Source organism: Myxococcus sp. MISCRS1 (genome assembly GCF_026626605.1).
GTDB classification, from domain to species: Bacteria; Myxococcota; Myxococcia; order Myxococcales; family Myxococcaceae; genus Myxococcus; species Myxococcus fulvus.
In genome coordinates this window covers 567,072-593,354 of record NZ_JAPNKB010000001.1, presented here as the reverse complement: position 1 = coordinate 593,354, position 26,283 = coordinate 567,072, and the positions used below count along the sequence as shown (strand labels likewise).

11 protein-coding genes (1 of these 11 cut by a window edge) are annotated in these 26,283 nt (G+C 71.2%); 2 read left to right on the top strand and 9 right to left on the bottom strand.

The features are described 5' to 3' along the window. Positions 1-156 precede the first annotated feature (156 nt). The 5 genes from OWM54_RS02045 to OWM54_RS02025 form a co-directional block, all read right to left on the bottom strand. Positions 157-699, bottom strand: coding sequence for a hypothetical protein (locus OWM54_RS02045; RefSeq protein WP_223785763.1), 543 nt, complete (start codon positions 697-699; stop codon positions 157-159). A gap of 165 nt (positions 700-864) precedes the next feature. Further along, positions 865-2,106, bottom strand: coding sequence for a peptidase MA family metallohydrolase (locus OWM54_RS02040; protein WP_223751589.1), 1,242 nt, complete (start codon positions 2,104-2,106; stop codon positions 865-867). A gap of 12 nt (positions 2,107-2,118) precedes the next feature. After that, complete coding sequence (locus tag OWM54_RS02035) at positions 2,119-2,415, bottom strand: DUF167 domain-containing protein (RefSeq protein WP_083560884.1); 297 nt, start codon at positions 2,413-2,415, stop codon at positions 2,119-2,121. A gap of 4 nt (positions 2,416-2,419) precedes the next feature. Then, entirely contained in the window at positions 2,420-2,947 is a 528-nt protein-coding gene (locus OWM54_RS02030; protein ID WP_046713350.1) for a DivIVA domain-containing protein, read from the bottom strand. Between the two features lie 75 nt (positions 2,948-3,022). Continuing rightward, positions 3,023-3,571 (bottom strand): HEAT repeat domain-containing protein, encoded by a 549-nt coding sequence (locus tag OWM54_RS02025; RefSeq protein WP_267696490.1) that lies wholly within the window; start codon positions 3,569-3,571, stop codon positions 3,023-3,025. 123 nt (positions 3,572-3,694) lie between these two features. Between OWM54_RS02025 and OWM54_RS02020 the strand changes: the two genes are divergently transcribed. Continuing rightward, entirely contained in the window at positions 3,695-4,204 is a 510-nt protein-coding gene (locus tag OWM54_RS02020; protein ID WP_223751592.1) for a J domain-containing protein, read from the top strand. Here OWM54_RS02020 and OWM54_RS02015 read toward each other — a convergent pair. Together OWM54_RS02015 and OWM54_RS02010 are read right to left on the bottom strand one after the other, a co-directional pair. After that, positions 4,138-5,130, bottom strand: coding sequence for a stage II sporulation protein M (locus OWM54_RS02015; protein WP_267696489.1), 993 nt, complete (start codon positions 5,128-5,130; stop codon positions 4,138-4,140). The genes OWM54_RS02020 and OWM54_RS02015 overlap by 67 nt on opposite strands. Before the next feature lie 2 nt (positions 5,131-5,132). Beyond that, complete coding sequence (locus OWM54_RS02010) at positions 5,133-5,897, bottom strand: RDD family protein (protein ID WP_223751594.1); 765 nt, start codon at positions 5,895-5,897, stop codon at positions 5,133-5,135. A 518-nt stretch (positions 5,898-6,415) separates the two neighbouring features. On the opposite strand from OWM54_RS02010, the gene fruA reads away from it, so the two are divergent. Beyond that, on the top strand, positions 6,416-7,105 hold the full coding sequence (fruA, locus tag OWM54_RS02005) for a response regulator transcription factor FruA (RefSeq protein WP_141327502.1): 690 nt from the start codon (positions 6,416-6,418) through the stop codon (positions 7,103-7,105). A gap of 66 nt (positions 7,106-7,171) precedes the next feature. Here fruA and OWM54_RS02000 read toward each other — a convergent pair whose 3' ends face one another. Both OWM54_RS02000 and OWM54_RS01995 read right to left on the bottom strand, forming a co-directional pair. Beyond that, positions 7,172-7,393: an MbtH family protein gene (locus tag OWM54_RS02000; RefSeq protein WP_046713356.1), complete on the bottom strand. Its 222-nt coding sequence runs from the start codon at positions 7,391-7,393 to the stop codon at positions 7,172-7,174. Positions 7,394-7,576: 183 nt separating this feature from the next. Continuing rightward, positions 7,577-26,283, bottom strand: partial view of a non-ribosomal peptide synthase/polyketide synthase gene (locus OWM54_RS01995; RefSeq protein WP_267696488.1) — the 3' portion only. It continues 26,743 nt past the right edge of the window; the window shows 18,707 of its 45,450 coding nt (coding positions 26,744-45,450); its start codon lies beyond the right edge, outside the window — the gene reads right to left on this strand; it ends in the stop codon at positions 7,577-7,579.

The window sequence follows — 26,283 nt, the reverse complement described above, 5'->3', positions numbered from 1 at the left end:
TCGCGATGCGCGCTCACCACTCCCCAGCGGGAGCACGCGTCCCCATAAGGCGCGCCACGGGGTCCCCACCCCTGGCACGCTCCCTCCCGCCGGCCTCGGACCCTCCCAGTCTGGAGCGTCAAGCCGAACGGGTCGGCAAACCCGACCACCCCTCACTCAATGCATCGCGGTGCGTCCATCCCTCGAGCCGGGCGGCACGTGCCTGACGCGCGACGGCCGCTCGAAGTACTCCACCACCAATCCCCCGAAGGGCACCCTGGGCCCCTCCACCCTCGAATCCCTGAGCCGCTGGAGCAGCGCCACCGCCGAGTCCACCGCCTCGTCCACGGCGCGGTTGATGCGCTCCTTCTCCCCATCCCCGCCGCCCAGCACCTCCGCGGCATCCACCAGACAGCGCCGCAGCGCCGAGAACTCCTCGTGCAGGGCGCGCGCGCCACGCTCCGGCGACAGCCGCAGCACCGCCTTCGTGCGGCTCCAGGGGCTCGTGTCGTCCCCCTCCAGCATCACGCCCAGCTCCCGGACGAAGGGCTCCACCAGTCCGTCCAGCTGGCTCAGCGGCGCCTGCGAGCCATCCGAGTCGTGTGCCGTCATCCGCATCCGCCGCCACAGCGCAGCGATTCGGTCCGGCTGCTGGCGGAAGAACCTCGCCAACCCCGCTGCCTTGCGTCCCCGCTCGCTCATGTCCGGTGCCTTCCGCATCGCATCGGGAGCTATAGCAAGGCGGTTGCCAGCGCCTGAGACCCGCGCCCTCCAGCAATTCCAGCCACTTGGCCGGGTGGGGTGTGGCGTGGAGGTGCCTGGGACGGTAAAAACTTCCGGGTTCGGCTTGTAGAGGTGTCCGAAGGTCCAGATGCCCCGGGCGCTTCAATGCAGGGTGGGCTTGAGCGTGCGGGCGCGCGGGTCCTCGCCGTCCGTGTCCGGAGCCTCACCCTCCGGTCCCATCCCGAACTCGCCCGAGGGCGACTCCGCGTGGGGCGCGCTGTCGGCGTGCTCGGGCTCCGGAGCCGGTGGGGCACCCGTCCAGTACACCTCGCCGGGGGGCGCGCCGTCCTCGGGGGCGGGCAGGGGCGTGGCATTGGCCTCGGCCGCCTGCTGCTGGGCGACGAGCATCAGCCGCAGGGCGGCCTCGTCCGCGGCCTCCTGGGCGGCCATCTCGGCCAGGCGCAGGTTCTTCTGCCGGCGGCGGCGCGCGTACGCGGCCACGCACAGCACGGAGGCCGTCAGCCACAGGAGCGCGGAGCTGGTGGTGAGCGGCAGCCAGCCGTAGCGGGCCGCGAGCCCGTCGCGCCAGCCGGCCTCCTCCACGTCCAGCGAGGTGTGGAAGGCCTTGCCGAAGGCCGTCTCGAAGGGCTCCCCCGCGCGCACCCCGTCCACGAGCTGCCCCATGGCGTGGGCGCCGTAGCGGGTGCCCAGGTGCGCGACGAAGGCGGCGCTCTGGGCATACGCAATCTCCACGTCGGCGGGCAGGTCCGGCCAGTCGTCGGACAGGTCCTCGAAGTGGAAGACGCGCTCCTGCGTCACCGCGCGGAAGAGGGCGGAGTAGTGCGTGAGCGAGAAGCGCTCTCCGGTGACGTTCTGCGCGACGCCCTCCTGGAACCAGCGCGGCCAGTCGCGCGCGAGCTGTCCCAGCGCCACGTGCGCCAGCTCGTGCCGCAGCGTCTGCTGCCCGTCCGGCGCGTTCAGGCTCAGCGCGTCCAGCAGGATGATTTGATGGGCGGGGTAGGCGAGCGCCACCGCCCAGCCCGGGGGCTTGCCGCCGGGGAGCGCCAGCGCGTCGAACTCGTCGCGCCCCACGCCCAGCCGCACCTCCGTCACCCCCGGCCAGTCCCGCCCGAGGATGCCGCCGAAGCCGTCACGCACCGCTTCAATCTGCCCCGCCAGCTCCCGGGCCGCCCCGGTGGCCGCGGCCGTGTGGAGGATGCGGAAGCGCTTCGTCGTCACCTCGCCGACGACCTGGGGAGGCCGGGCATGGGGGACGAGCACCACGTTGTCCACGAGCGCGTCGCCCGCGCCGTGGGGATGGGAGACGGAGCCTTCGACCAGGCCCTGGGCCCACGCCCGAGGCATGGCCCAAAGCAACAGCAGCAGGACGAGCAGGTGGCGCATGCGGGGGCCTCGCTAGGCCCCAGACATAACAGCCTCGGTCCGCGCCGCATCAATGCCGACCACGTGCACGCGTTTGCGGCGCGATGCGTCACCGGCCACGAGCGTCACCTGCCTCCGAGGGACACCCAGCTGCTTGCCCAGGAACTCGAGCAGGGCGGCGTTGGCCTCTCCATCCACGGGCGGAGCGGCGAGCTGGATTTTCAACAGCCCGTCATGCTCGCCGACGACGCGGGTGCGCGAGGCGCGGGGCTGGATGAGCAGCGCCAGCTCCACGCCGTCCGGCAGGGACTTCAGCCAGGGCGGGGCCACGGCGCTACTCGCTGACGGTGGCCTTCTTCTGGGACAGGTAGGCCACGTTGTCCTCGACGCGGGCGTAGTCGCGGTCCGCGAAGGCGGGGGCCTTGAAGGTCTCCAGCAGCTTCTGGTGCGCGTCCAGCACCGAGCGCACCTGCGACTCGAACTGGGTGCGCTGACGCTTCAGCTCGTTGATGTCCTCCACCACCTGCACCAGCCGCTGGTGCGCGCCGTGGACGATCTTCTCCGCCTGGTGCTCGGCGTCCGCGATGATGATCTCCGCCTCCTTCTTGGCGGCGGACTGGAGGTCCTCGCTGATGCGCTGCGCGGTGACCATCGTCTCCTGGAGGGTGCGCTCACGCTCCTGATGCTGCTCGAGCTTGAGCTGCGTGCGCTTGAGCTCCTCCTTGAGCGCGATGTTCTCCTTCACCACCTCCTCGAACTCGCCGGCGATCAGCTCGAGGTAGGCCTCGACCTCGCGGCGGGAGAAGCCGCGCAGCGCCGTGTCGAACCGCTTCTGCCGGATGTCGAGCGGAGTGATCTTCATGCGCCGGGAGTCTAGCGCAGGACCGCGACTTCTCCAGGAATCGGCCCCGGGAGCCCGCCTGCCCGCCGGGCGGGGTCAGGGCGCGGCGGTGGAGGGGGCCTCCCACTGGGCGGCCACGGCGCGGGCCGCGTTCTGCACGGCGGAGGAGAGGCGAGCGTCGGTGGTGGCGTCCTGCAGGGTGCGCCGGGCGGAGGCGGTGCGCTGGAAGATGAGCCCGTTGAGGGCCTGGATCTTCAGCGCGTCCGGCATGCGGGGGTGGCGCACCACGTTGCCGAGGATCTCCTCGGCCCGGGGATGCTGGAACAGCGCCACCGCGCGCAGCACGGCCTGCTGGGTGCGGGGGTTGGGGTCCCACAGGTGGATGGCCAGCGAGTCCAGGGCGCGAGGGTCCCCCAGCAGGGCCAGGTCCTCCACGGCGATGGCGCGAATCTCCTCCGGCGCGGGACGGGCGGCCCACAGCAGGGCGCGCAGGAAGGCGGCGTCGTCGCCGGGCACGGCCTGGGGGGCGGGGGCGGACGGCTCCGGGGCGGGCCGGGTCGATTCGGTGGCGGGACGGGCCTGGGCGGCCGGGGGCCGGGCCGGGGCGGCGGCGAGCAGCAGTCCGGCGACGAGCAGGGGGCTCATGCTGTGGGTTCTATCCGAAAGGCCGGGGGTCCGGCGGGGCGCGGTGGAGATTTTCTTGACGCGATCTCCCGACGTGGGAGCTTGGCGGTGCTACAGGACTGTTGCTGACGGGAGCAAGGGCCGATGAACGCGGTGGCTTCGAGCTGGCGGACACTGGAGAACGTCGAGGTGGAGTGTACCCACTGCGGCATCCGGATGACCCTTCAGATGGGGAACCGGATTCGCTACTTCCGGTGTTCCGGCTGCCACCGCTGGGTCTCCAGTACCTACTCCGAGGTGTTCCGGGCGGATGCCAAGGTGCGCACCCACCCCGTGAAGGACACCGGAGCCCGGGACGAGCAGTTCATCGAGGTGAAGGACCGGCTGGAGCGCTGGCTGTCCGCCATCGAGGACCAGGACCCCTACCAGCTGCTCGGCGTGTCGCCGCTGGACTCGGCGGACAAGGTGCGCGCGCGCTACCACGCGCTGGCCATGGAGCGTCACCCGGACCGGGGCGGCTCCGCGGAGAAGATGCGCGAGCTGAACGTGGCCTACGAGCGCATCCTCCGCCACCAGCAGCGCAAGCGTCAGGAGGCGCTCACCTCGGGCGCGTCCGTGGTGTCGGCGTCGGTCCTGCCGGCCCGCAGCAGGTAGGCCCAGAACAGGCCCCCCAGGGACAGGCCCAGCGCGGCCTTGGCCCACGTGGGGAACAGGTCGCCCGGGGACACGTAGCCCTCCACCACGCCGATGCAGGCCAGGAAGGGCGCGCACCCCAGCACCAGCTTCACCGCCTCGCGTCCGCGCAGGGCCAACGCCTGGCTCCGGGGCAGCTCCCCGGGGTCCACCAGCGCCTGGCCCACCATCAGCCCCGCGCCTCCGGCGATGACGATGATGGACAGCTCCACCGGCCCGTGCGCGGCGATGAAGTCCAGGAAGCCCACCGTCATGCCCTCGCGGATGCACAGCGCGGAGATGGCGCCAATCTGCACGCCGTTGTTCACCAGGATGAACATCGTCCCCAGCCCCGCGAAGATGCCCATCGCGAAGGTGAGGATGGTGACGGTGAGGTTGTTGGTGGCGATGCCGGAGGACACGGAGTTGGGCGGCGCCACCGACAGGATGTCGTCCGTCCACATGCGCCCCTGGGCCACGTACTGACGCACGCCCGAGGGCACCAGCAGCTCCGCGCCGCGTGGCTCCCACAGCACCACCAGCGCGCCCAGCAGCAGTCCCAGGCAGAACAGCGCGGCGCTCGCGCCCACGAAGCCCAGCTCGCGGCGCAGCGTGCGCGGGAAGTCGCGGCGGAAGAAGCCTCGCACCGCGGCCCAGCGCTCGCGCGGAGGCTGGTAGATGGCCGCATACGCGCGCGCGCAGAGCTGGTTGAGGAAGCGGTGCGCGTCGGTGTCCGGGTAGAACGTCTGCGCGAGCGCCAGGTCCGAGGCCGCGCGGCGGTACAGCGTGTCCAGCGTGCGCAGCTCGTCCAGCGTCAGCGTGCCCGCGCGCTGGCGCTCGAGCAGCCCCTCCAGCGACTTCCAGCCCTCCCGCTTCTGGGCGACGAACGCCGTCAGCGCCTGGGCCATCCTCAGCGCTCCGTCCGCACGAGGCCGCGCAGGTGGGCCTCGATGGACGTGGAGGACGCGAGCACCCCGTCGCGCTCCGCGTCCGTCAGCCCGCCCAGCTTCTCCACCATCCGCGCGCCCATCCGGAGCCGCACGTCGGGCGCCAGGCCCGGCGCGCGCGTGAGGAACGCCAGCACCAGCTCCACCTCGTCGGGCTTCAGCGCCCGCGTCGTCGAAGGCGCGGCGCCGCTCGTCGCCTGGGACGCCGGCTGCGTGTACTTGTCCAGGTCGATGCGCTCCTCGCGCACCAGCACCGTGCCGGCCAGCACGTCTCCCAGCCGCTGATGCCTGGGCGTGAGCAGGAGGCTGATGCAGCCCACCGCGTAGACGCCGGGCAGGAAGTCCACCGCGCGGCACAGGTTGCGCACGGCGCTCTCGTAGAGGCCCACCGGCGAGCCGTCCAGGCGCACCACGCGGATGCCCAGCGCGCGCTTGCCCGGCGTCTGCCCGTGGAAGAAGACCTCGCCCAGCGTCCAGTACAGCCACTGGGTGGCGAACACGCCCACCACCAGCAGCGTCTGCCCCAGGCTCGACAGCCCCTGGAACACCCCCAGCACGTCCGACACCAGCAGCGTGAAGACGAAGTACGCCACCACCCAGAAGAAGAAGAGCAGGCTGGCGTCCACCAACCACGCCAGGCACCGGTAGCCGATTCCGGCCACGGGCAGGGAGAGCGCCACGCGCTCCGGCGTGGCCACGGCGAGATGCGGGCTGGGTGCGGTCCTCATGTCCGCTACCCAGCATACACGCCGAGGGCCCATCTCCCGTCGTCACCTGGGGCCGGCCCTGCGACGATTCCGGACATCACCCGCTGTCGCATGGTGGACAGCCGACCGCGTGCCAGGGCCCGGCGGATATCGGCTGTTGGACGGAAGGGCTTGTCATTCCAACGACAGCGATGACGAACCAACGGACGCGGTGGCCGAATCCCATCGGATTCGCGCACACTTGACACTCTGTCCAGGGTCGGCTTCGCCTCTGCGCTTCCCCGGTGTTAGGGTATTGGTGACGTTGGACCTGGAGCTGGCTCCAGCGGAGGTGGAGCCCGGAAGGACGTCGCCAGTTGTGAGGAGTGAAAAGCAGTCACGGAGTCAGGTCGTGCATCATCGGACCGACCCCGGAGTGGTTCAGCGGACGCGCAAGCTCGACCTGGAAGCCTCATCCCGCTGACCGAGCAGTCCCGAGGTCGGAAGCAGTCAACACGCTAGTACAAGTTGTTTCGCCATGGCGGCTGGGGGGCCTTCGCATGGCAACTAATCAAGCTGCGATTCGTGTATCCATTCTCGAAGGGCCGTTCGTGATGTGGGAGAACATCGCCGACGGTCTTCGTGGTGAGGGCGTGAGCGTGACCTCGGTGACGAGGGATGCGCGCTTGTTCCTCGACAGCCTCGGGACCGATCCGCCGCAGGTGGCGGTGCTGGATGTGGAAGGAGACGGCGAGGCATCCCTGGGATGCTCCGTGACGGAGGGCATCAACCTGCTGCGCGAGGCGCGCAAGCGGCGTCTGGAGGTGCGCATGCTCCTCCTGTCGGCCGTGAGCGTGCCGGAGATCATCTCCCAGTGCTTCGACGAAGGCGCCTCGGGGTATCTCTTCCGCAAGGGGTTGGGCACCTCCGCGGTCTCCTCGGCCATCAACTCCCTGGTGCGCGGGGAGCGGCTGTTCCCGGTCCAGCTGCTGCGCAACGACTTCGAGCATCCACCGGTGACGACGCCCACCGCGAGCGTGCTCATGGCGCTCACGCAGCGCGAGCGCGAGGTGCTGCAGTATGTCTCCGGCGGCGCGGACAACCTGAAGATCGCCGCGCACCTGCAAATCGCCGAGCGCACCGTGAAGTCGCACGTCACGCAGCTCTACCGGAAGCTCGGGGCGGAGAACCGCACCCAGCTCGCGTTGCGCGCGTGCCACCTGGGGGTTCGTCCGCCTCCGGACCTCTGAGTCGACACCGCCCGCCACGGACCCCAGCCAGGTCGCCGGGGTCCGTCGGGCACGACCCGGGGTGCCTCAGTTCTTCAGGGCCTGCTCTTCCATCTTCTTGCGCAGGCTGAGCGGACGCATGTCCGTCCACACTTCCTTGATGTACGCGAGGCACTCGGCCTTCAGGCCCTGCTTGCCCGCGTCCTTCCAGCCCAGCGCGTTCTCCCGGTCCGCCGGCCAGATGGAGTACTGCTCCTCGTGGTTGACGACGACCTTGTAGATCGTCGTGTCTTCGCGCTCGTCCGCCATGTGAGTCACCCCTGAAAGTGGCTGTATCTTGTTCACATCCCAGGAAAATGGGTCAAGACCGCCAAAAGTAGGCTGACGCCCACTTTCCCCTCTCCTGGTCGCACTGCTCCGACAGGCTGTTCATCGCGGCACCGTGGGTGCTGGTGCGCGAGGGCCGCCCGGCCCCGGTGTGAAACGCGGCCATCATTCCCCGGAACCTCCCAGGTCCACCCACCGCTTCACCCACTCGGTGACGGCCGGCGCGTGCAGCAGCGCGACGGCGTCACCGGATGTTTCCAACATCGTCAGGCCACCCTCGGCCAGCTCGCCCCAGCCGCCATCGAGCTCATCCTCGTCACGCTCGGGGGCGTCCGCGGCGCGCAGGAGGTGCACCGGGCCCTCGTAGGGCTCGGGCAGGTAGCGGCGCGCGGCGCGCAGGTGGCTGGCGAAGACCTTGAAGCGCGTGCGCAGCTCCCCGAGCGACAGGTCCTCGGGCAACAGGCCCGTCTTCGCGCCCTGCTCGTGCATGAGGGTGAGCAGCGGCTCGGCGTCCTTGCCGGACGTGAGCGCGGCGGGGAACACCGGCGCGTCGATGCCCGCCTGCGTGGCCAGGGCCCGGGCGAAGAGCGCGGCCTGGGCTCCCGCGGTGGTCGCGGCCGTGGACGCATCCGGCTCTGCGGGCAGCGGCTCGACGAGGAGCAGCTCCACGGCGTGGCCCTCGCGCTGGAGCTGCTGCGCCATCTCCCAGGCGATGAGGCCACCCAGGCCCGGGCCCGCCAGGCGGTAGGGGCCCTGGGGCGTCGCGCCGCGCAGCGCCTCCACGTAGAGCGTGGCCATGGCCTCCACGGACTCGAGCGGCGCGCGGCCTTCCTCCAGGCCGCGGGCCTGGATGCCGATGACGCTCCAGCCCTCGGGGGCGTGACGGGCCAGCTCGGTGTAGCGCTCCACGCGGCCATCGAGGTCGTGGATGACGTGCAGCACGCGGCGGTGGTCGGCGCCCGCGCGCAGCGTGACGAGCGGAGACCAGGCGGGCGTGGCGGCACGCGCCTTGGGACGCGCCTCCTGGGCCTGCGCCCGTTGCAGCAGCAGCGCCAGCGACTCCACCGTGGGAGCCTCGAAGAGGGCGCGCAGCGGCAGCTCCACGCCCAGGGCCACTCGCACGCGGGAGACGACCTGGGTCGCGAGCAGCGAGTGTCCACCCAACGAGAAGAAGTTGTCGGTGACGCTCACGCGGGACGTGCGCAGCACCTCCGCGAACGCGTTGGCGAGCAGCTCCTCCAGCGGCGTGCGGGGCGCGGCGAACGGCGTGGTGCCGCGCAGGCTCTCCTCGTCCGGTTGCGGCAGTCCTCCGCGGGCCACCTTGCCGGTGGGCATCAGCGGCAGGGACTCCAGCCGCATGAAGATGGAGGGCACCATGTACTCGGGCACCTTCTCGCGCAGCACCTGCCGCGCCTCCTCGGTGCTCCACGGCGCGTCGGGCGGCAGCACCACGTAGCCCACGAGGCGCCGGTCTCCCGGCACGTCCTCGCGGACGATGGCCACCGCGTCGCGCACGTGGGGCAGGGCGCGCAGGGCCACCTCCACCTCACCCAGCTCGATGCGGAAGCCGCGCAGCTTCACCTGGCTGTCCAGGCGGCCCAGGAACTCCAGGTTGCCGTCCGCGAGCCACCGGGCCTTGTCGCCCGTGCGGTACAGCCGGGCGCCGGACTTGCCGCCCATGAAGTGCGGCAGGAAGCGGTCCGCCGTCAGGTCCGGGCGGCCGTGGTAGCCGTGCGCCACGTTGGCGCCGCCCACGTAGACCTCGCCCGCGACGCCGATGGGGCAGGGCGCGCCGTGCGGGTCCAACACGTAGATCTGCATGTTGGTGAGCGGCGAGCCCACCGGCGGCAGCGCGGGCCACTGCTTGCGGTCCTTCGGCGCGCGCCACGCCGTGACGACGTGGGCCTCCGAGGGGCCGTACTGGTTCTCCAGCGTGCACTCGGGCAGCCGGTCGAAGAACGCGAGCAGCGCGGGCGTCACCTGGAGCTGCTCGCCGGCGGTGACGATCTCACCCAGCGGGGGCAGCTCCTTCTCCGTGAGGGCCGCGTCGCACATCGCCTGGAGGGCGACGAAGGGCAGGAACAGCCGCTCCACGCGGTGCTCGCGCATGTAGCGCAGCATGGCGGGCGGGTCCTGTCGCAGCGAGCCGTTGATGAGCAGCACCTTGCCACCCAGGCACCAGGTGCCGAAGAGCTCCTGGAACGACACGTCGAAGTTGAGCGAGGCGAACTGGAGCGTGGTGGCGTCCGGCTTCACCGCGCGCTTCATCAGCCACCACAGCATGTTGCCTACCGCGCGGTGGGACATGACGATGCCCTTGGGGCGGCCGGTGCTGCCGGAGGTGTAGACGAAGTAGCAGTTCGTCTCCGGCGACATGTCCACGTCGGGCCGGTGTGTCGGGCGCGACTGGACGGCCGTCTCCTCCTCGATGCGGACGATGCGCGCCGTCAGCCCCGGCGGCAGCGCGGAGACCAGGGCTGAGTGCGCCAGGACGACGGGCGCGCTGGTGTCCTCGAGCATCAGCGCCAGCCGGTCCGCGGGGTAGCTGGGGTCCAACGGCAGGAAGGCCGCGCCCGCCTTGAGCGTGGCCAGCACCGCGACGGGCATGTCCAGGCTCGCGCGCTCCAGGCACAGGCCCACCGTGCTGTTGACGCTCACGCCGAGCGCCCGCAGGTGGTGTGCGAGCTGGTTGGCGCGCGCATCGAGCTGGGCATAGGTGAGCGACTGCGTGCCGTCCGTCACCGCCACGCGCTCCGGCGTGCGGGCGACCTGGGCCTCCACCCACTGGTGCATCAGCCCCGGCACGTACGTCGGATCCACGGCGGCGTTGAAGTCCTCCACCACCTGCCGGCGCTCCGCCTCGGAGAGCAGCGGCAGTCGACCCAGCGTCTGGTCCGGCTGGGTGACGGCCCCCTCGAGCAGGCGCTGGAGCGCGCCCACCATTCGCTCGGCCGTCTGCCGCGTGAAGAGGTCGGAGCTGTACTCCAGGTAGCCGGTGAGGCCGTGCGACGACTCGAACACGGAGAGCGTCAGGTCGAACTTGGACGTGCCGCTGGTGGCCTCCATCGGCGACATGCGCAGGTCACCGGTGTCGTAGTTCTCCTTGTAGACGTTCTGCAGCACGAACAGCACCTGGAACAGCGGCGTGCGGTTCAGGCTGCGCTCGGGCTGGAGCTCCTCCACCAGCTTCTCGAAGGGCACGTCCTGGTGCGCGTACGCGTCCAGCGTCGTCTCGCGCACCCGGCCGAGCAGCTCGCGGAAGGTGAGGTGCTCCGACAGCTGCGTGCGCAGCACGAGCGTGTTCGCGAAGAAGCCGATGAGCTTCTCCAGGTCCGAGTGACGGCGGCCGGCGATGGGCGAGCCGATGCTGATGTCGTCCTGGCCGGAGTAGCGCGCGAGCATCGTCTGGAACGCGGCGAGCAGCACCATGAACGTCGTGGCGCCTTCACGTCGGGCCAGGGTCTGCACCGCGTCCTGCAGCTCGCGAGGCATGGTGAAGCCCACCATGTCGCCGCGGAAGGTGCTCACCGGAGGCCGGGGGAAGTCCGACGGCAGCTCCAGCGCGGGAGGCGCGCCCGCCAGGTGCTTGCTCCACCAAGCGACCTGCTTGTCGAGCACGTCGCCCTTGAGCCAGCCGCGCTGCCACGCGGAGTAGTCCACGTACTGCAGCGGCAGCTCCGGCAGCGTGAGCGGCAGGCCCTTGGAGAAGGACGCGTACGCGGAAGCCAGCTCGTTGACGAGCAGGCCCATGGACCAGCCGTCCGAGACGATGTGGTGCATGGACATCAGCAGCACGTGGTCCTCGGCGCCCAGCTTCAACAGGCGCACGCGCAACAGCGAGCGGTCCGCCAGGTTGAACGGCTTCTGCGTCTCCTCGATGGCCGCGCGGCGCGCCTCGGCCTCGCGGGCCGTGGGCTCCAGCGCGCTCAGGTCCAACACATCCAGGCGCGTCGGCTCATGCGGATGGACGACCTGGATGGGCTGGCCGCCGTTGTTCTGGATGGATGTGCGCAGCGACTCGTGGCGACGCAAGAGCTCGTTGATGGCCCGGCCCATCGCGTCGACGTCCAGCGCGCCCTCCAGCCGCACGGTGGCGGGGATGTTGTAGAAGGCGCTGTTCGGCTCCAGCTGGTCCAGGAACCACAGGCGCTGCTGCGCGAAGGACACCGGCTGGTGGCCCGTGCGCGGCACCGGGACGAGGGCCGGAATCTCCAGGCCCTGACCCTGCTGCACCGCCAGGTCCACGCGCTGGGCCAGCGCCTCCAGCGTCGGCGTGTCGAACAGGTCCCTCAGGGGCAGCTCAACGCCGAACACCGCGCGCATGCGGCTGATGGCCTGCGTCGCCATCAGCGAGTGGCCACCCAGCTCGAAGAAGTTGTCGTGGATGCCCACGCGCTCCACCTCGAGCACCGCGCACCAGATGGCACCCAGCCGCGCCTCGGTGGGCGTGCGGGGACCGACGAAGTCCGGGCGTCCGCTGACCGTGCTCATGTCGGGCGCGGGCAGGGCCTTGCGGTCCACCTTGCCGTTCGCCGTCAGCGGCAGCGCGTCCAACACCAGCACTGCGGCGGGCACCATGTACTCGGGCAGCACGTCCTTCAGCGCCGCACGCAGCGTCGCGCCGTCGGTGGGCACGCCCTCGCGCGCCACCGCGTAGCCGACCAGTCGCTTGCCACCGGGGCCGTCCTCGCGAGCGATGACCACGGCCTCGCGCACGGCGGGGTGCCGGGCCAGCGCGGCCTCGACCTCACCCAGCTCGATGCGGAAGCCGCGCACCTTCACCTGCGCGTCCACGCGGCCCACGAACTCCAGCGAACCATCCTCGCGCCAGCGCACCACGTCGCCCGTGCGGTACAGCCTCTCGCCCGGCACTCCGGAGAACGAATCCGGGATGAACCGCTCGGCGGTGAGCGACGCACGGCCCACGTAGCCCCGGGCCACGCCGACGCCTCCCAGGTACAGCTCACCCTTGACGCCCACGGGTACCGGCTCTCCGCGCGCATCCAGCACGTGGACGCGCACGTTGGCCAGCGGACGTCCGATGGAGGGCACGCGGCCTTCCTCCGCCACGACCTCCGCGAGCGTGGCCACCACCGTGGCCTCCGTCGGACCATACGTGTTGAGGAACCGTCGACCCGGCGCCCAGCGCGCGACGACGTCCGAGGGCAGCGCCTCGCCGCCGGAGATGACCGTCTTGAGCGAGGGCAGCCCCTCCGCGGGCGTGGCCGCCAGGGCCGCGGGCGTGAGGCTGATGACCGTGAGCGCCTCGTCACGCAGCAGCGTGTGCAGGGGCGCGCCCGGCATCACCTTCTCCAGCGGCGCGAGCACCAGGGCGGCGCCGGAGGTCAGCGTGGTGAAGATCTCCTCGACGGACAGGTCGAAGGAGAGGTTCGCGAACTGGAGCACGCGCTCGCCGGGGCCGATGCCGTAGGCCCGGGCCTCGTGGGTGACGAGGTTGGCCACGGAGCGGTGCTCCACCGCCGTGCCCTTGGGCTGGCCCGTGCTTCCGGACGTGTAGAGCACGTAGGCCAGGTTGCCCGAGTGCACACCGGAGACGGGCGCCTCGGTGCTCTCGCGCGATAGCGCCTCCAGCTCCGTGTCCAGGCACAGCGCGCGGGCACGGTGGGCCTCGGGGTAGCGCTCCAGCAGGGGCGCCTGGGTGAGCAGCATCGCCGCGTCGCTGTCCTCCAGCAGGAAGGCCAGTCGCTCACGCGGGAGCAGCGGATCCACCGGCACCCACGCGCCACCGGCCTTGAGGATTCCGAGCAGGCCGACGACGACGTCCAGCGAACGCTCCACGCTCAGGGCGACCCGCACCTCGGGGCCGACGCCGCGGCGGCGCAGCGCGTGGGCGAGCTGGTTGGCGCGCGCGTCGAGCTGGGCGTACGTGAGCCGCGAGCCCTCGAAGCTGGCCGCGAGCGCGTCGGGGGCGCGGCGGACCTGGGCCTCGAAGAGGCTGTGCACGCACGTGTCCGGGAAGTCCGCGCGCGTGTCGTTCCAGGCCACGAGCTGACGCGAGCGCTCCTCGTCGGAGAGCAGCGTCACCGTGGACAGGCGGCGCTCCGGCGAGGCGAGCAGCACGTCCACGAGCGCGAGGAAGTGCCGCGTCATCCGCTCGATGGTCGACGCGTCGTACAGGTCCACCTGGTAGTCGAGCTCACCCGTGAAGCCCGCGCTGTTTCGGCCCATCGAGAGCGTCATGTCGAACTTGGCGACATGGCCCTCGTCGGGACCGGGACGCAGCTCCAGGCCGGGCAGGGACACGTCCGCGTCCGGGGTGTTCTGGAGGATGAACATCACCCGGAACAGCGGTGACTGCTGCAGGTCGCGCAGCGGCTGGAGCTGCTCGAAGGGCAGGTGCTGGTGCGCATAGGCCCCGAGCGCCGTCTCGCGCACGCGGGCCAGCAGCTCGCGCACCGTCGGGTCACCGTCCAGCTTCGTGCGCAGGACGAGCGTGTTGAGGAAGAAGCCGACCAGGCCCTCCAGCTCCGCGCGGTTGCGTCCCGCCACGGGCGAGCCGACGGAGATGTCGTCCTGGCCCGAGTAGCGCGACAGCAGGAGCTGGAACGCACCCAGGAAGAACATGAACGGCGTCAGGCCCTCGCGGTGGCAGAAGGCCTCGATGGCCTCCGCCTTCGCGGGCGCAATGGCCAGGGACACCACGCCACCCCGAGGCCGCGACAGGTGCGTGCGCGGCCTGTCGGTGGGCAGCTCCAGGTCCTGCGGCGCGCCGTCCAACTGCCGCTGCCACCACGCGAGCTGGCGGTCCAGCTCCGCGCCCTCCAGCCACCCGCGCTGCCACGCGGCGAAGTCCGCGTACTGGAGCGGGAGCTCGGGGAGGCTCGGCGTCCGGCCGGCCTGGAGGTCGCCATACAGCGTGGACATCTCGCGCACGATGACGCTGATGGACCAGCCGTCCGACACGATGTGATGCAGATTGAGCAGCAGCAGGTGCTCACGCTCCGCGAGCACCAACAGCTCGGCGCGAAGCAGCGGCCCGGTGCTCAGGTCGAACGACTGGAGCGCATGCTCGCCCGCGCGGCGGCGGGCCTCGGCCTCACGCTGCTCGGGCGCCAGGGCGCGCAGGTCGGTCAGCGGCAGCACGAACGGCGCGGGCGCGTGGATGACCTGCACGGGGCCGTCCGACTCCGCGCGGAACGTGGTGCGCAGGGCCTCGTGACGGTGCACGACGGCCTCGAGTGTCCGGCGCAGCACCTCCACGTCGAGCGCTCCGGAGAGTACCAGCGCGGCGGGGATGTTGAACGCGGGGCTGCCCGGCTCCAGCTGATCCAGGAACCACACGCGCTGCTGCGAGAAGGACAGGGGCAGCTTGCCGTCGCGGGCCACGCGCTGGATGGGCGGAGCGGCCGTCGTCGCGCCGGTGCGCAGGGCGGTGTCCACGCGCTGGGCCAGCGCGGCCACGGTGGGCGCCTCGAACAGCTCGCGCACGGGCAACTCCACCGCGAAGGTGGAGCGGATGCGCGAGGTGACCTGCGTGGCCAGCAGGGAGTGGCCACCCAGCTCGAAGAAGTTCTCCATGACGCTGACACGCGCCAGCTTCAGCACCGTCGCGAACAGCTGCGCCAGCTTCTCCTCCACCGGCGTGCGCGGGGCGACGAAGGACGCGTCCGTGCGCAGGCTCTCCGCGTCCGGCGCGGGCAGGAGCTTGCGGGCCAGCTTCCCGCTGGGCGTCAGCGGCAGGGCCTCCAGCGTGACGAACGCGGAGGGCACCATGTACTCGGGCAGGCGCTTGAGCAGGAACGTCCGGAGCGTCTCCGCCGTCGTCGCGGAGGCAGGGGCCTCGTCCGCGGGGACGGGGACGACGTAGGCCACGAGTCGCTTGTCGCCCGGCACGTCCTCGCGCACGGCGGCGGCCGCGTCGCGAACACCCGGAGCGGTGCGCAGGACGGACTCGACCTCGCCCAGCTCCACGCGGAAGCCGCGCACCTTCACCTGGAAGTCGATGCGGCCGAGGAACTCCAGGTTGCCGTCCGCCGTCCACCGCGCGGAGTCACCGGTGCGGTAGAGCCGGTCGCCGGGGATGCCGCTGAACGGGTTCGGCACGAAGGCGGCGGCGGTGATGTCCGGCCGGGCCAGGTAGCCGTGGGCCAGGTGGCTGCCGCCAACGAAGACCTCACCGGCGACGCCGATGGGCGCGGGCTGGCCGAGCGGGTCGAGGATGTAGAGCTGCGTGTGACCCAGCGGGCTGCCGACGGGAGGCAGCCGGGGCCACGAGGTCGGCGGGCCGCGCATCCGGTACGCGGAGACGACGTGCGCCTCCGACGGGCCGTACTGGTTCTCGAGCGTGCAGCCCGGCAGCTTCTCGAACATCGCGGCGAGGGTGGCGTTCACCTGGAGCTGCTCGCCGGCCGTGATGACCTCGCACAGCGCGCGCGGCAGCGTGGCGCCGTGGGCCACGGAGTCGGCCATGGCCTGCAGGGCGACGAACGGCAGGAACAGCCGCTCCACGCCCTGGCGGTCCATGAAGTCGAGCAGCGCGGGGATGTCCCGTCGCAGCGTGTCCGTGGGCAGCACCACCCGGGCGCCGACCCACCAGGACGCGAACAGCTCCTGGATGGACACGTCGAAGTTGAGCGACGCGAACTGGAGCGTGGTGGCCCGCGGACGCGGCGACTGGCGGATCTGCCACGCCAGCATGTAGCTGAGCGCCCGGTGGGGCATGACGATGCCCTTGGGGATGCCCGTGCTTCCGGACGTGTAGATGACGTACGCGTTCGCCTCGGGCGATACGTCACGCGCGAGGGCATCCGTCGGCTGCCGCGCGATGAGCACCGCTTCGGTATCGAGCGCGATGCGGCGGGCCAGGCTCTTGGACGGCAGGCTCCCGCCCAGGTGCGACTGCGTGAGGACCACCGGAGCGCGCGTGTCCTCGAGCATGAACGCGAGCCGGTCCGCGGGGTACGTGGGGTCCAGCGCCACGTAGTACGCGCCGACCTTGAGCGTCGCGAGCACGGCGATGGCCATGTCCAGGCTCTTGTCCACGCAGATTCCCACGGCGCTCCCAGGCGTCACGCCGTGCTGGACCAGGTGATGCGCGAGCTGGTTGGCGCGCTGGTCCATCGCCGCGTACGTCAGCGAGCGCTCTCCATCCGTGATGGCGATGGCGTCCGGCGTGCGCGCGACCTGGGCCTCCACCGGGCCGTGCATCGTCGTGGCGGTGTGGGCCTCGCGCGACGTGTCGTTCCACTCGACGAGGAGCTGGCGCTCCTCCTCGCGGCTCAAGAGCGACAGGCTCCACGGCGACTGGTCCGGGTTCTCGACGGCGGACTGGAGCAGCCGCACCCAGTGCGCGCCCATGCGCCGCGCGGTGCTCGCGTCGAACAGGTCGGTGTTGAACTCGACGAGGCCCTCGATCTCCTGGCCCGAGTCACCCAGCAGCAGCGACAGGTCGTACTTCGCCGTCCCGCTGTCGACGTCCACCGAGCGGAGCGCATCGGCGCCGCGCGCCTGGGTGACACGCTCGCCGCGAGGCGTGTTCTGGAGGGCGAGCATGACCTGGAACAGCGGCGAGCGGCTCAGGTCGCGCTCCAGCTTCAGCTCCTCCACCAGCTTCTCGAAGGGCACGTCCTGGTGGGCGTAGGCGCCGAGCGTGGTCTCCTTCACCTGCGCCAGCAAGGCGCGGAAGGTGATGCCGGACGTGAGCCGCGCGCGCAGGGCCAGCGTGTTGACGAAGAAGCCGACGATGTTCTCCAGCTCCGCCTGGCGGCGGTTCGCGATGGGCGAGCCGACGACGATGTCGTCCTGTCCCGAGTAACGGGCGAGCAGGACGTGCAGGCCGGTGAGCAGCGCCATGAACGGCGTGATGCCCTCCTGCTTGCACAGGGCGTGGAGCGCGGCGGACAGCTCGGCCCCGAGCTTCACGGGGAAGCTGGCGCCGTGCGAGGTCTGCACGGGAGGTCGAGGCCGGTCCGTGGGCAGCTCCAGGGCATGGGGCACGCCCGAGAGGTTCTGGCTCCACCAGCCCACCTGGGCGGCGAGCGTCTCGTCACGCAGCCAGCCGCGCTGCCAGGCCGCGTAGTCCGCGTACTGGAGCGGCAGGGGCGCCAGCGGTGAAGGCAGACCCTGGTTGAAGGCGGAGTACAGCGCGCCGACCTCGCGCGAGAGGATGCCGCTGGACCAACCGTCCGAGACGATGTGGTGCACCGTGACGAGCAGCACGTGCTGCTCGGGGGCCAGCTTCAGCAGCGTGGTGCGCAGCAGCGGGACGCGCGTCAGGTCGAACGGCTTCTGCGCCTCGGCGGTGGCCAGCTTCAGGGCCTCGGCCTCGCGCGCGGACTCCGGCATGCGGCTCAGGTCCACGACGGGGACGGAGAGCTCCACGCGCGGATGGACGTGCTGGTAGGGCTCACCGTCCTCGCGGGTGTGGAAGCTGGTGCGCAGCGCCTCGTGACGGTGGACCAGCTCCTGGAGCGCGCGGATGAGCGCGTCGAGGTCCACCATCGTGTCGAGCCGGAGCGCGGAGGGGATGTTGTAGAAGGCGCTGTCCGGCTGGAAGCGGTCGAGGAACCAGAGCCGCTGCTGCGCGAACGACAGCGGCAGCGGTCCGTTCTCACGCGACACCGGGACCAGCGGCGGGAGCTGGACGCTCTTGCCCGCGAGGATGGCCTCGTCGACGCGCTGGGCGAGCGCTTCGATGGTCGGCACGGAGAACAGGTCTCTCAGCGCGAGTTCCACGCCGAAGCTCGCGCGGATGCGGGAGACGAGCTGCGTGGCGAGGAGGGAGTGGCCACCGAGCTCGAAGAAGTCGTCGGTGAGGCCGACGCGCTCGACGTGGAGCAGCTCCGCCCAGAGCGCGGCGAGACGAATCTCCGTGGGCGTGCGCGGCGCGACGTAGTCCCGAGCAGAGGTCTGTGTGTCGAGCGCCGGGAGCGCGTCGCGGTCGACCTTGCCGTTGGGGGTGAGGGGGAGTGCGTCGAGCTGTGCAATGGCGGAAGGCACCATGTGCTCGGGCAGGCGCAGCTTGAGGAAGTCGCGAAGGACGGAGACGTCGACGTCCTCACCGACGACGTAGGCGACGAGGCGCTTGTCGCCGGAGGCTTCGGTGCGGATGGAGGCGACAGCCTGGGAGACGGAGGGGTGGAGGAGGAGGGCGGCTTCGACTTCGCCCAGCTCGATGCGGATGCCGCGCAGCTTCACCTGGGAGTCGAGGCGGCCGAGGAAGTCGAGGGTGCCGTCGGGGAGCCAGCGGGCCTTGTCACCGGTGAGGTAGAGGCGGGCGCCGGGGACGAGGGAGAAGGGGTTGGGGACGAAGCGCTCAGCGGTGAGGTCCGCGCGGTGGAGGTAGCCACGAGCGAGGCCGACGGAGTCGATGCAGAGCTGGCCGGGGACGCCGATGGGGAGAGGACGCAGGGAGGCGTCGAGGATGAAGAGGCGGACGTTGTCCCAGGGGGTGCCGATGGAGGGCGTCTGGCCGGGGAGCAGAGGCTCGGAGATGGAGGCGCAGACGGTGACTTCGGTGGGGCCGTAGGCGTTGAGGAGGCGGACGCGGGAGCCCCAGCGGGAGACGAGCTCGGGAGGGCAGGCCTCGCCAGCGGAGATGAGGGTGGAGAGAGAGGGGAAGTCCTCGGGGTGGAGCTGGGCGAGGACGGAGGGGGTGAGGGTGACGGCGGAGATGGACTCGTCGCGGAGCAGGTCGCGAAGGGGAGCGCCGGGCATGAGGCGCTCGCGAGGAGCGAGGACGAGGGTGGAGCCGGCGAGGAGGGCGCCGAAGATTTCGGCGACGGAGGCGTCGAAGTTGAAGGAAGCGAACTGGAGGACGCGAGAGGCGGGAGAGAAGCCGTGGCGGCGGCCCGCGGCGAGCGCGGTGTTGGAGAAGCCGCGGTGCTGAAGGAGGGTGCCCTTGGGGGTGCCGGTGGAGCCGGAGGTGTAGATGACGTAGGCGAGGTTGTCGGCCACCGCGCCGGAGTCAGGTGCCGACGTCGACTGGGTCGCAATCTTCGCGGCCTCCGAGTCGATCAACACACGCCGCTGCGTCGAGACAGGAAGCTGCTTCGCGAGCGCCTCGGTGGTGAGGAGGACAGGCGCGGAGCTGTCTCGGAGGATGAAGGACAGTCGCTCGGCGGGATACGTCGGATCGAGAGGCACCCAGGCGCCGCCAGCCTTGAGGATGGCGAGCATGGAGACGACGAGGTCGAGCGAACGCTCCAGGCAGAGCGCGACAGGGACCTCGGGCCTGACGCCGAGCGAGCGCAGGTGGTGGGCGAGCTGATTGGCGCGCGAGTCGAGCTGCGCGAAGGTGAGGGACTCGCCCTCGAAGCGAAGCGCCTCGGCCTCCGGCGTACGCCGAGCCTGGGCCTCGAAGAGCGAATGCGCCGTGGCCTCGCGCGGGAAGTCGCGAGCGGAGTCGTTCCACTCCACCAGTACGCGCTGCTGCTCCGCCTCGGTGAGCAGGGACAGCGAGGCGACAGGCGCCTCGGGTCGCTCCACGGCCTTCTCGAGCAGGACCCCCAGGTGGCGAATCAGCGCATCCACGGTCTCCGCGGTGAACAGGTCCGTGCGGTACTCGACGCCGAAGGACAGACCCTGTGCCGTCTCCGCTGCGGAGAGCGTGAGGTCCAGCCGCGAGGTGCCCGTGTTGGCGGGCTGCAGGTGGAAGGTGAGGTCGGGGAGCTTCAGCTCCGAGTCCGGCTGGTTCTGGAGCACCAGCGCCACCTGGAAGAGCGGCGCGTGCGCGGGGTTGCGCTCCGGGTTGACGGCCTTGACCACTTCCTCGAACGGCAGGTCCTGGTGCGCGTAGGCGCCCAGCGTGTCCTTCCTCACGCGTGCAAGCAGCTCGCGGAAGGACGGATTGCCACCCAGCCGCGCGCGCAGCGGGAGCTGGTTGATGAAGAATCCGATGAGGTCCTCGGTCTCGGCCTGGTGACGGTTCGCGATACCCGTTCCCACGACGAAGTCCTCCTGGCCCGAGTAGCGGGACAGGACGGCCTGGAGGCCCGCCATCAGCGCCATGAAGAGCGTGGAGCCCTCACGACGGCACAGCGCCTGGAGCGACTCGACGAGCGAGCGCGGCAGCACGCGCGACACCAGGGCGCCACCGAAGCCCTGACGCGCCGGGCGCGGGAAGTCCGTGGGCAGCTCCAGCAACGGAGGTGCCCCGGAGAGGTGCTCCTTCCACCACGAGACCTGCGCCTCGAGCGCCTCGCCCTGCAGCCACGCGCGCTGCCAGGCCGCGTAGTCGGCGTACTGGATGGACAGCTCGGGCAGCGGAGAAGGCTGGCCCGCGCGGAACGCGGCGTAGAGCACCGCCGTCTCACGCACGAGCACGCCCATGGACCAGCCATCCGAGACGATGTGATGCATCGTCAGGAGCAGGATGTGGCGCTGCTCACCCAGGCGCAGCAGCTTCGCGCGCAGGAGCGGACCGCGCGCGAGGTCGAATGGACGACGCGCCTCCTCATCGACCCAACGCTGGACCTGGCCCTCGTCGAGCGAGGACACCTCCACCACGGGCACCGTCACCGGCGACGGTGCATGGACGACCTGCTCGGGACCCGCTCGGAACGTGGTGCGCAGCGACTCGTGACGCCGCACCATCTCCGTGAACGCCCGCTCCAGGGCCCGCGTGTCCACGACACCCTCGAGCCGCAGCGCGATGGGCATGTTGTACGCGGGGCTCCCCGGGTCCAACTGGTCGAGGAACCACAGCCGCTGCTGGGCGAAGGACTGGACGAACGCCCTCGGCGCAGCTCCCTCGCGAGGCAGCGCGGTGAGCGGCGGACGCTGGAGCCGCGCGCCCGTGCTCAGCGCTGTGTCGATGCGCTGGGCGAGCGCCTGGACCGTCGGCGACTCGAAGAGGTCCCGCAGGGGCAGGTCGACCTGGAAGGCGGAGCGCACGCGCGAGACGAGCTGCGTGGCGAGCAGCGAGTGACCACCGAGCTCGAAGAAGCTCGCGGTGGTGCTGACACGTGACACACCCAGCACCTGGGCGAAGAGGCCCGCGAGCAGCTCCTCGGTGGGGGTTCCTGGCGCGACCTGTGCGTCGTCCGTGAAGGACCCGGTCTGCTCGGGAACAGGCAGGGCCTTGCGGTCCACCTTGCCGTTGCTCGTGAGCGGCAGCGCCTCGAGGACCCGCAGAGAGGATGGGACCATGTACTCGGGCAGCCGCTGTGCGACGAACGTCCGCAGCGCGGCGGTGTCGAGCGAGGCGGGCGCCACGACGTAGCCCACGATGCGCCTGTCGCCGGGACGGTCCTCGCGCACGAGCACCACGGCCTCGCGCACTTCGGGATGCGCGAGCAGGGCGGACTCGATCTCCGCCAGCTCGATGCGGAAGCCGCGCACCTTCACCTGGTCGTCCGCGCGGCCGAGGAACTCCAGCACGCCGTCTCGACGCCAGCGGACCTGATCGCCCGTGGCGTACAGCCGCGCTCCAGGGACGGAAGAGAACGCGTCGGGCACGAAGCGCTCGGCGGTCATCGCGGCCTGGCCGATGTAGCCCCGGGCCACGCCCTCGCCTCCGATGAACAGCTCACCCGTGACTCCCACGGGCACGGGCTGGCCATGCGCATCGAGCACGTACACCTGCGTGTCCGCGATGGGACCACCGATGGGCGCGGTGGCACCCTGGATGTCCCCGCTCACCGTCCACGACGTGGCGTCGACGGTCGTCTCGGTGGGGCCGTAGCAGTTGGCCAACCGAGTCCCGGGCCACTGCGTGCGCACCCGTCGCGCCAGCTCGGCGGACAGCGCCTCACCACCCGACACGAGCACTCGCAGACCCGAGGCCCGCTCGAGTCGCTCGGACTCCACCAGGAGGCGGAGCTGAGACGGGACGAGTTGGAGCACCGTCACCCGCTGGTTCGCGAGCACGGACAGGAGCGCGTCCATGTCCAGGTCCGCCGAGGACGGCGGCAGCACCAGCGTGGCGCCGCTGGCCAGCGTGGAGAGCAGCTCCGGCACCACGGCGTCGAAGCCGGGCGCCGTCTTCTGGAGCATGCGGTCCGCCGGGCCCAGTCCCAGGCTCTTCGTGAACCAGGCCGTGTGACGCGCGAGCGCGCGGTGCGGGACCACCACGCCCTTGGGGCGACCCGTCGAGCCGGACGTGAACAGGACGTAGGCCGCGTTCTCGGAGGTGAGGCCCGGCGCGGTGAACGTGCTGCTCGCCACCGCGTCGGCGCCCACCAGGTCCTCGAGGACGAGGACCGTGCGCGTCGACGGCAGCGCCGTACGCAGCGCGCGCTGGGTCAGCACCACCGCGGGGGTGGTGTCCTCCAGCATCATGCCGAGGCGCTCGGACGGAGAGGAGGGATCCAGCGGGACCCACACGCCTCCGGCCGCGAGCACGCCCAGTACGCCGATGACCAGCTCCGGCGAGCGGCGCGCGAACAGACCCACGCGCACCTCGGGGCCCACGTTCCGCTGACGCAGCAGCTCCGCGAGCGCGAGGGCACGCCGCTCCAGCTCCCGATACGTGAGCGTCCCGCCGGTCCACTCGAGCGCCACGGCCTCGGGCGACCGCGCCGCGCGCGCCTGGAACCACGTGAAGACGGAGCTGTCGCGCGGGAAGTCGGAGCGCGTGTCGTTCCACTGCACCAGGAGCTGGTGTCGCTCCTCGGCGGAGAGCAGCGGCAGCGCGGCGAGCGAGACGTCCGGCGTGGAGACCGCGGCCTCCAGCAGGCGGGTGAACTGACCCGTCATCGCCTCGAGCGTCCGGGCGTCGAACAGGTCCGTGTTGTACTCGAAGCCGCCCATGAGGCCCGCGGGCGTCTCCTGGAGGACCAGGGACAGGGAGTACTTCGCGATGCCCGGGTCCACGTCCGCCGGCGTGAGCGACAGCTCCGGCAGCGTCAGCGACGGCACGGGGGTGTTCTGCAGCGCGAACATCACCTGGAAGAGCGGCGAGTGGCTCAGGCTGCGCGCGGGCTGCAGCTCCTCCACCAGGTGCTCGAACGGGACGTCCTGATGCGTGAGGGCGCCGAGCGCGGCCTCACGGGCCTGCTCGACGAGCGCGCGGAACGACATGGCTCCGGACATCTGGCCACGCAGCACGAGCGTATTGATGAACACGCCGATGAGGCCCTCTGTCTCCGGGCGATTGCGACCCGCCACCGGCGAACCCACGAGCACGTCATCCTGGCCCGTGACGCGGTACAGGAACGCCTGGAACGCGGCGAGGACCACCATGAAGGGCGTGGCGCCGAGCTGCTGCCCCAGGGCCGCCACGGCGGAGGAGACCTCCGGGGACAGCCGCACGGGATGCGTGGCGCCGGCCTGCGTCTGCATCGGCGGCACGGGACGGTCCGTGGGGAGCGCCAGCACGTGGTTGGCTCCCGCGAGCTGGGTCTTCCAGTACGTGAGCTGACGCTCCAGCTCACCGGCGCCGAGCCACTGGTGCTGCCACGCCGCATGGTCGGCGTACTGCACGCGCAGCGTCGGCAGGGACGCCGTGCGCCCCTCGCGAGCCGCGCTGTACAGCTCCGCGGCCTCGCGCACGAGCACACCCGTGGACCAGCCGTCGGAGACGATGTGGTGCATCGTCAGCAGCAGCACATGCAGGCGCTCGTCCAGACGGAGGAGCGTCACGCGCAGCAGCGGACCCCGGGCGAGGTCGAACGGCTTGCGTGCCTCGGTGAGCGCGAGTCGCCGGGCTTCGTCCTCACGCTGCGCGGAGGGGAGCGTGGACAGGTCCACCAGGGCGACGTTCAGCGTCGCTTCCTCCGCGATGGCCTGATGCGGACTGCCATCCGCGTTCGCGGGGAACGTGGTGCGCAGCGCCTCGTGGCGTCGCACGAGCGCGGCGAAGGCCTGCTCCAGCGCGGAGACCTCGACCGCGCCTTCCAGCCGGATGGCCGCGGGCAGGTTGTAGAGAGCGGTGCCCGGCTCGAGCTGATCCAGGAACCACAGCCGACGCTGGGCGAAGGACAGCGGCAGGTTGCCCGTGCGCGCGACAGGCGTCAGCTCCGGTGCGCGAGGAGTGGTTGCTCCGGCCTGGACGAGCACCTCCACACGCGCCGCGAGCTTCTCCACCGTGGGCGCCTCGAACAGCTCACGCAGCGGCACCTCGGTGCCGAACGTGGCCTGGAGTCGAGACAGCGATTGCGTGGCGAGGAGGGAGTGGCCACCGAGCTCGAAGAAGTCGTCGGTGAGGCCGACGCGCTCGACGTGGAGCAGCTCCGCCCAGAGCGCGGCGAGACGAATCTCCGTGGGCGTGCGCGGCGCGACGTACTCGCGCACGGGGGCGGCGATGGACGCGTCGGGCGAGGGCAGTGCGTCGCGGTCGACCTTGCCGTTGGGGGTGAGGGGGAGTGCGTCGAGCTGTGCAATGGCGGAAGGCACCATGTGCTCGGGCAGGCGCAGCTTGAGGAAGTCGCGAAGGACGGAGACGTCGACGTCCTCACCGACGACGTAGGCGACGAGGCGCTTGTCGCCGGAGAGCTCGGTGCGGATGGAGGCGACAGCCTGGGAGACGGAGGGGTGGAGGAGGAGGGCGGCTTCGACTTCGCCCAGCTCGATGCGGAAGCCGCGCAGCTTCACCTGGGAGTCGAGGCGGCCGAGGAACTCGAGGGTGCCGTCGGGGAGCCAGCGGGCCTTGTCACCGGTGAGGTAGAGGCGGGCGCCGGGGGCGAGGGAGAAGGGGTTGGGGACGAAGCGCTCAGCGGTGAGGTCGGGGCGGTGGAGGTAGCCACGAGCGAGGCCGACGGAGTCGATGCAGAGCTGGCCTGGGACGCCGACGGGGAGAGGCCGCAGGGAGGCGTCGAGGATGAAGAGGCAGACGTTGTCCCAGGGGGTGCCGATGGAGGGCGTCTGGCCTGGGAGAAGGGGCTGGGAGATGGAGGCGCAGACGGTGACTTCGGTGGGGCCGTAGGCGTTGAGGAGGCGGACGCGGGAGCCCCAGCGGGAGACGAGCTCGGGAGGGCAGGCCTCGCCAGCGGAGATGAGGGTGGAGAGAGAGGGGAAGTCCTCGGGGTGGAGCTGGGCGAGGACGGAGGGGGTGAGGGTGACGGCGGAGATGGACTCGTCGCGGAGCAGGTCGCGAAGGGGAGCGCCGGGCATGAGGCGCTCGCGAGGAGCGAGGACGAGGGTGGAGCCGGCGAGGAGGGCGCCGAAGATTTCGGCGACGGAGGCGTCGAAGTTGAAGGAAGCGAACTGGAGGACGCGAGAGGCGGGAGAGAAGCCGTGGCGGCGGCCCGCGGCGAGCGCGGTGTTGGAGAAGCCGCGGTGCTGAAGGAGGGTGCCCTTGGGGGTGCCGGTGGAGCCGGAGGTGTAGATGACGTAGGCGAGGTTGTCGGCCACCGCGCCGGAGTCAGGTGCCGACGTCGGCTGCCGCGAGATGAAGCGGGAGTCCGAGTCGAGCAGGACGAGCTGCTGCGTCGACACGGGAAGCTCGTCGGCCAGGGATTCGGTGGTGAGGAGGACGGGCGCGGAGCAGTCTCGGAGGATGAAGGACAGTCGCTCGACGGGGTAGGACGGATCGAGAGGCACCCAGGCGCCGCCAGCCTTGAGGATGGCGAGCATGGAGACGACGAGGTCGAGCGAGCGCTCCAGGCAGAGCGCGACGGGGACCTCGGGCCTGACGCCGAGCGAGCGCAGGTGGTGGGCGAGCTGATTGGCGCGCGAGTCGAGCTGCGCGAAGGTGAGGGACTCGCCCTCGAAGCGAAGCGCCTCGGCCTCCGGCGTACGCCGAGCCTGGGCCTCGAAGAGCGAATGCGCGGTGGCCTCGCGCGGGAAGTCGCGAGCGGAGTCGTTCCACTCCACCAGCACGCGCTGCTGCTCCTCCTGTCGCATGAGGGGGAGCGTGGAGATTCGGGCCGAGGGCTTGGTCGTCGCGGCCTCGAGCACATTGCCGAGGTGGCGAATCAGGCCGTCGATGGTCTCCGCGGTGAACAGGTCCGTGCGGTACTCGGCCGAGCAGG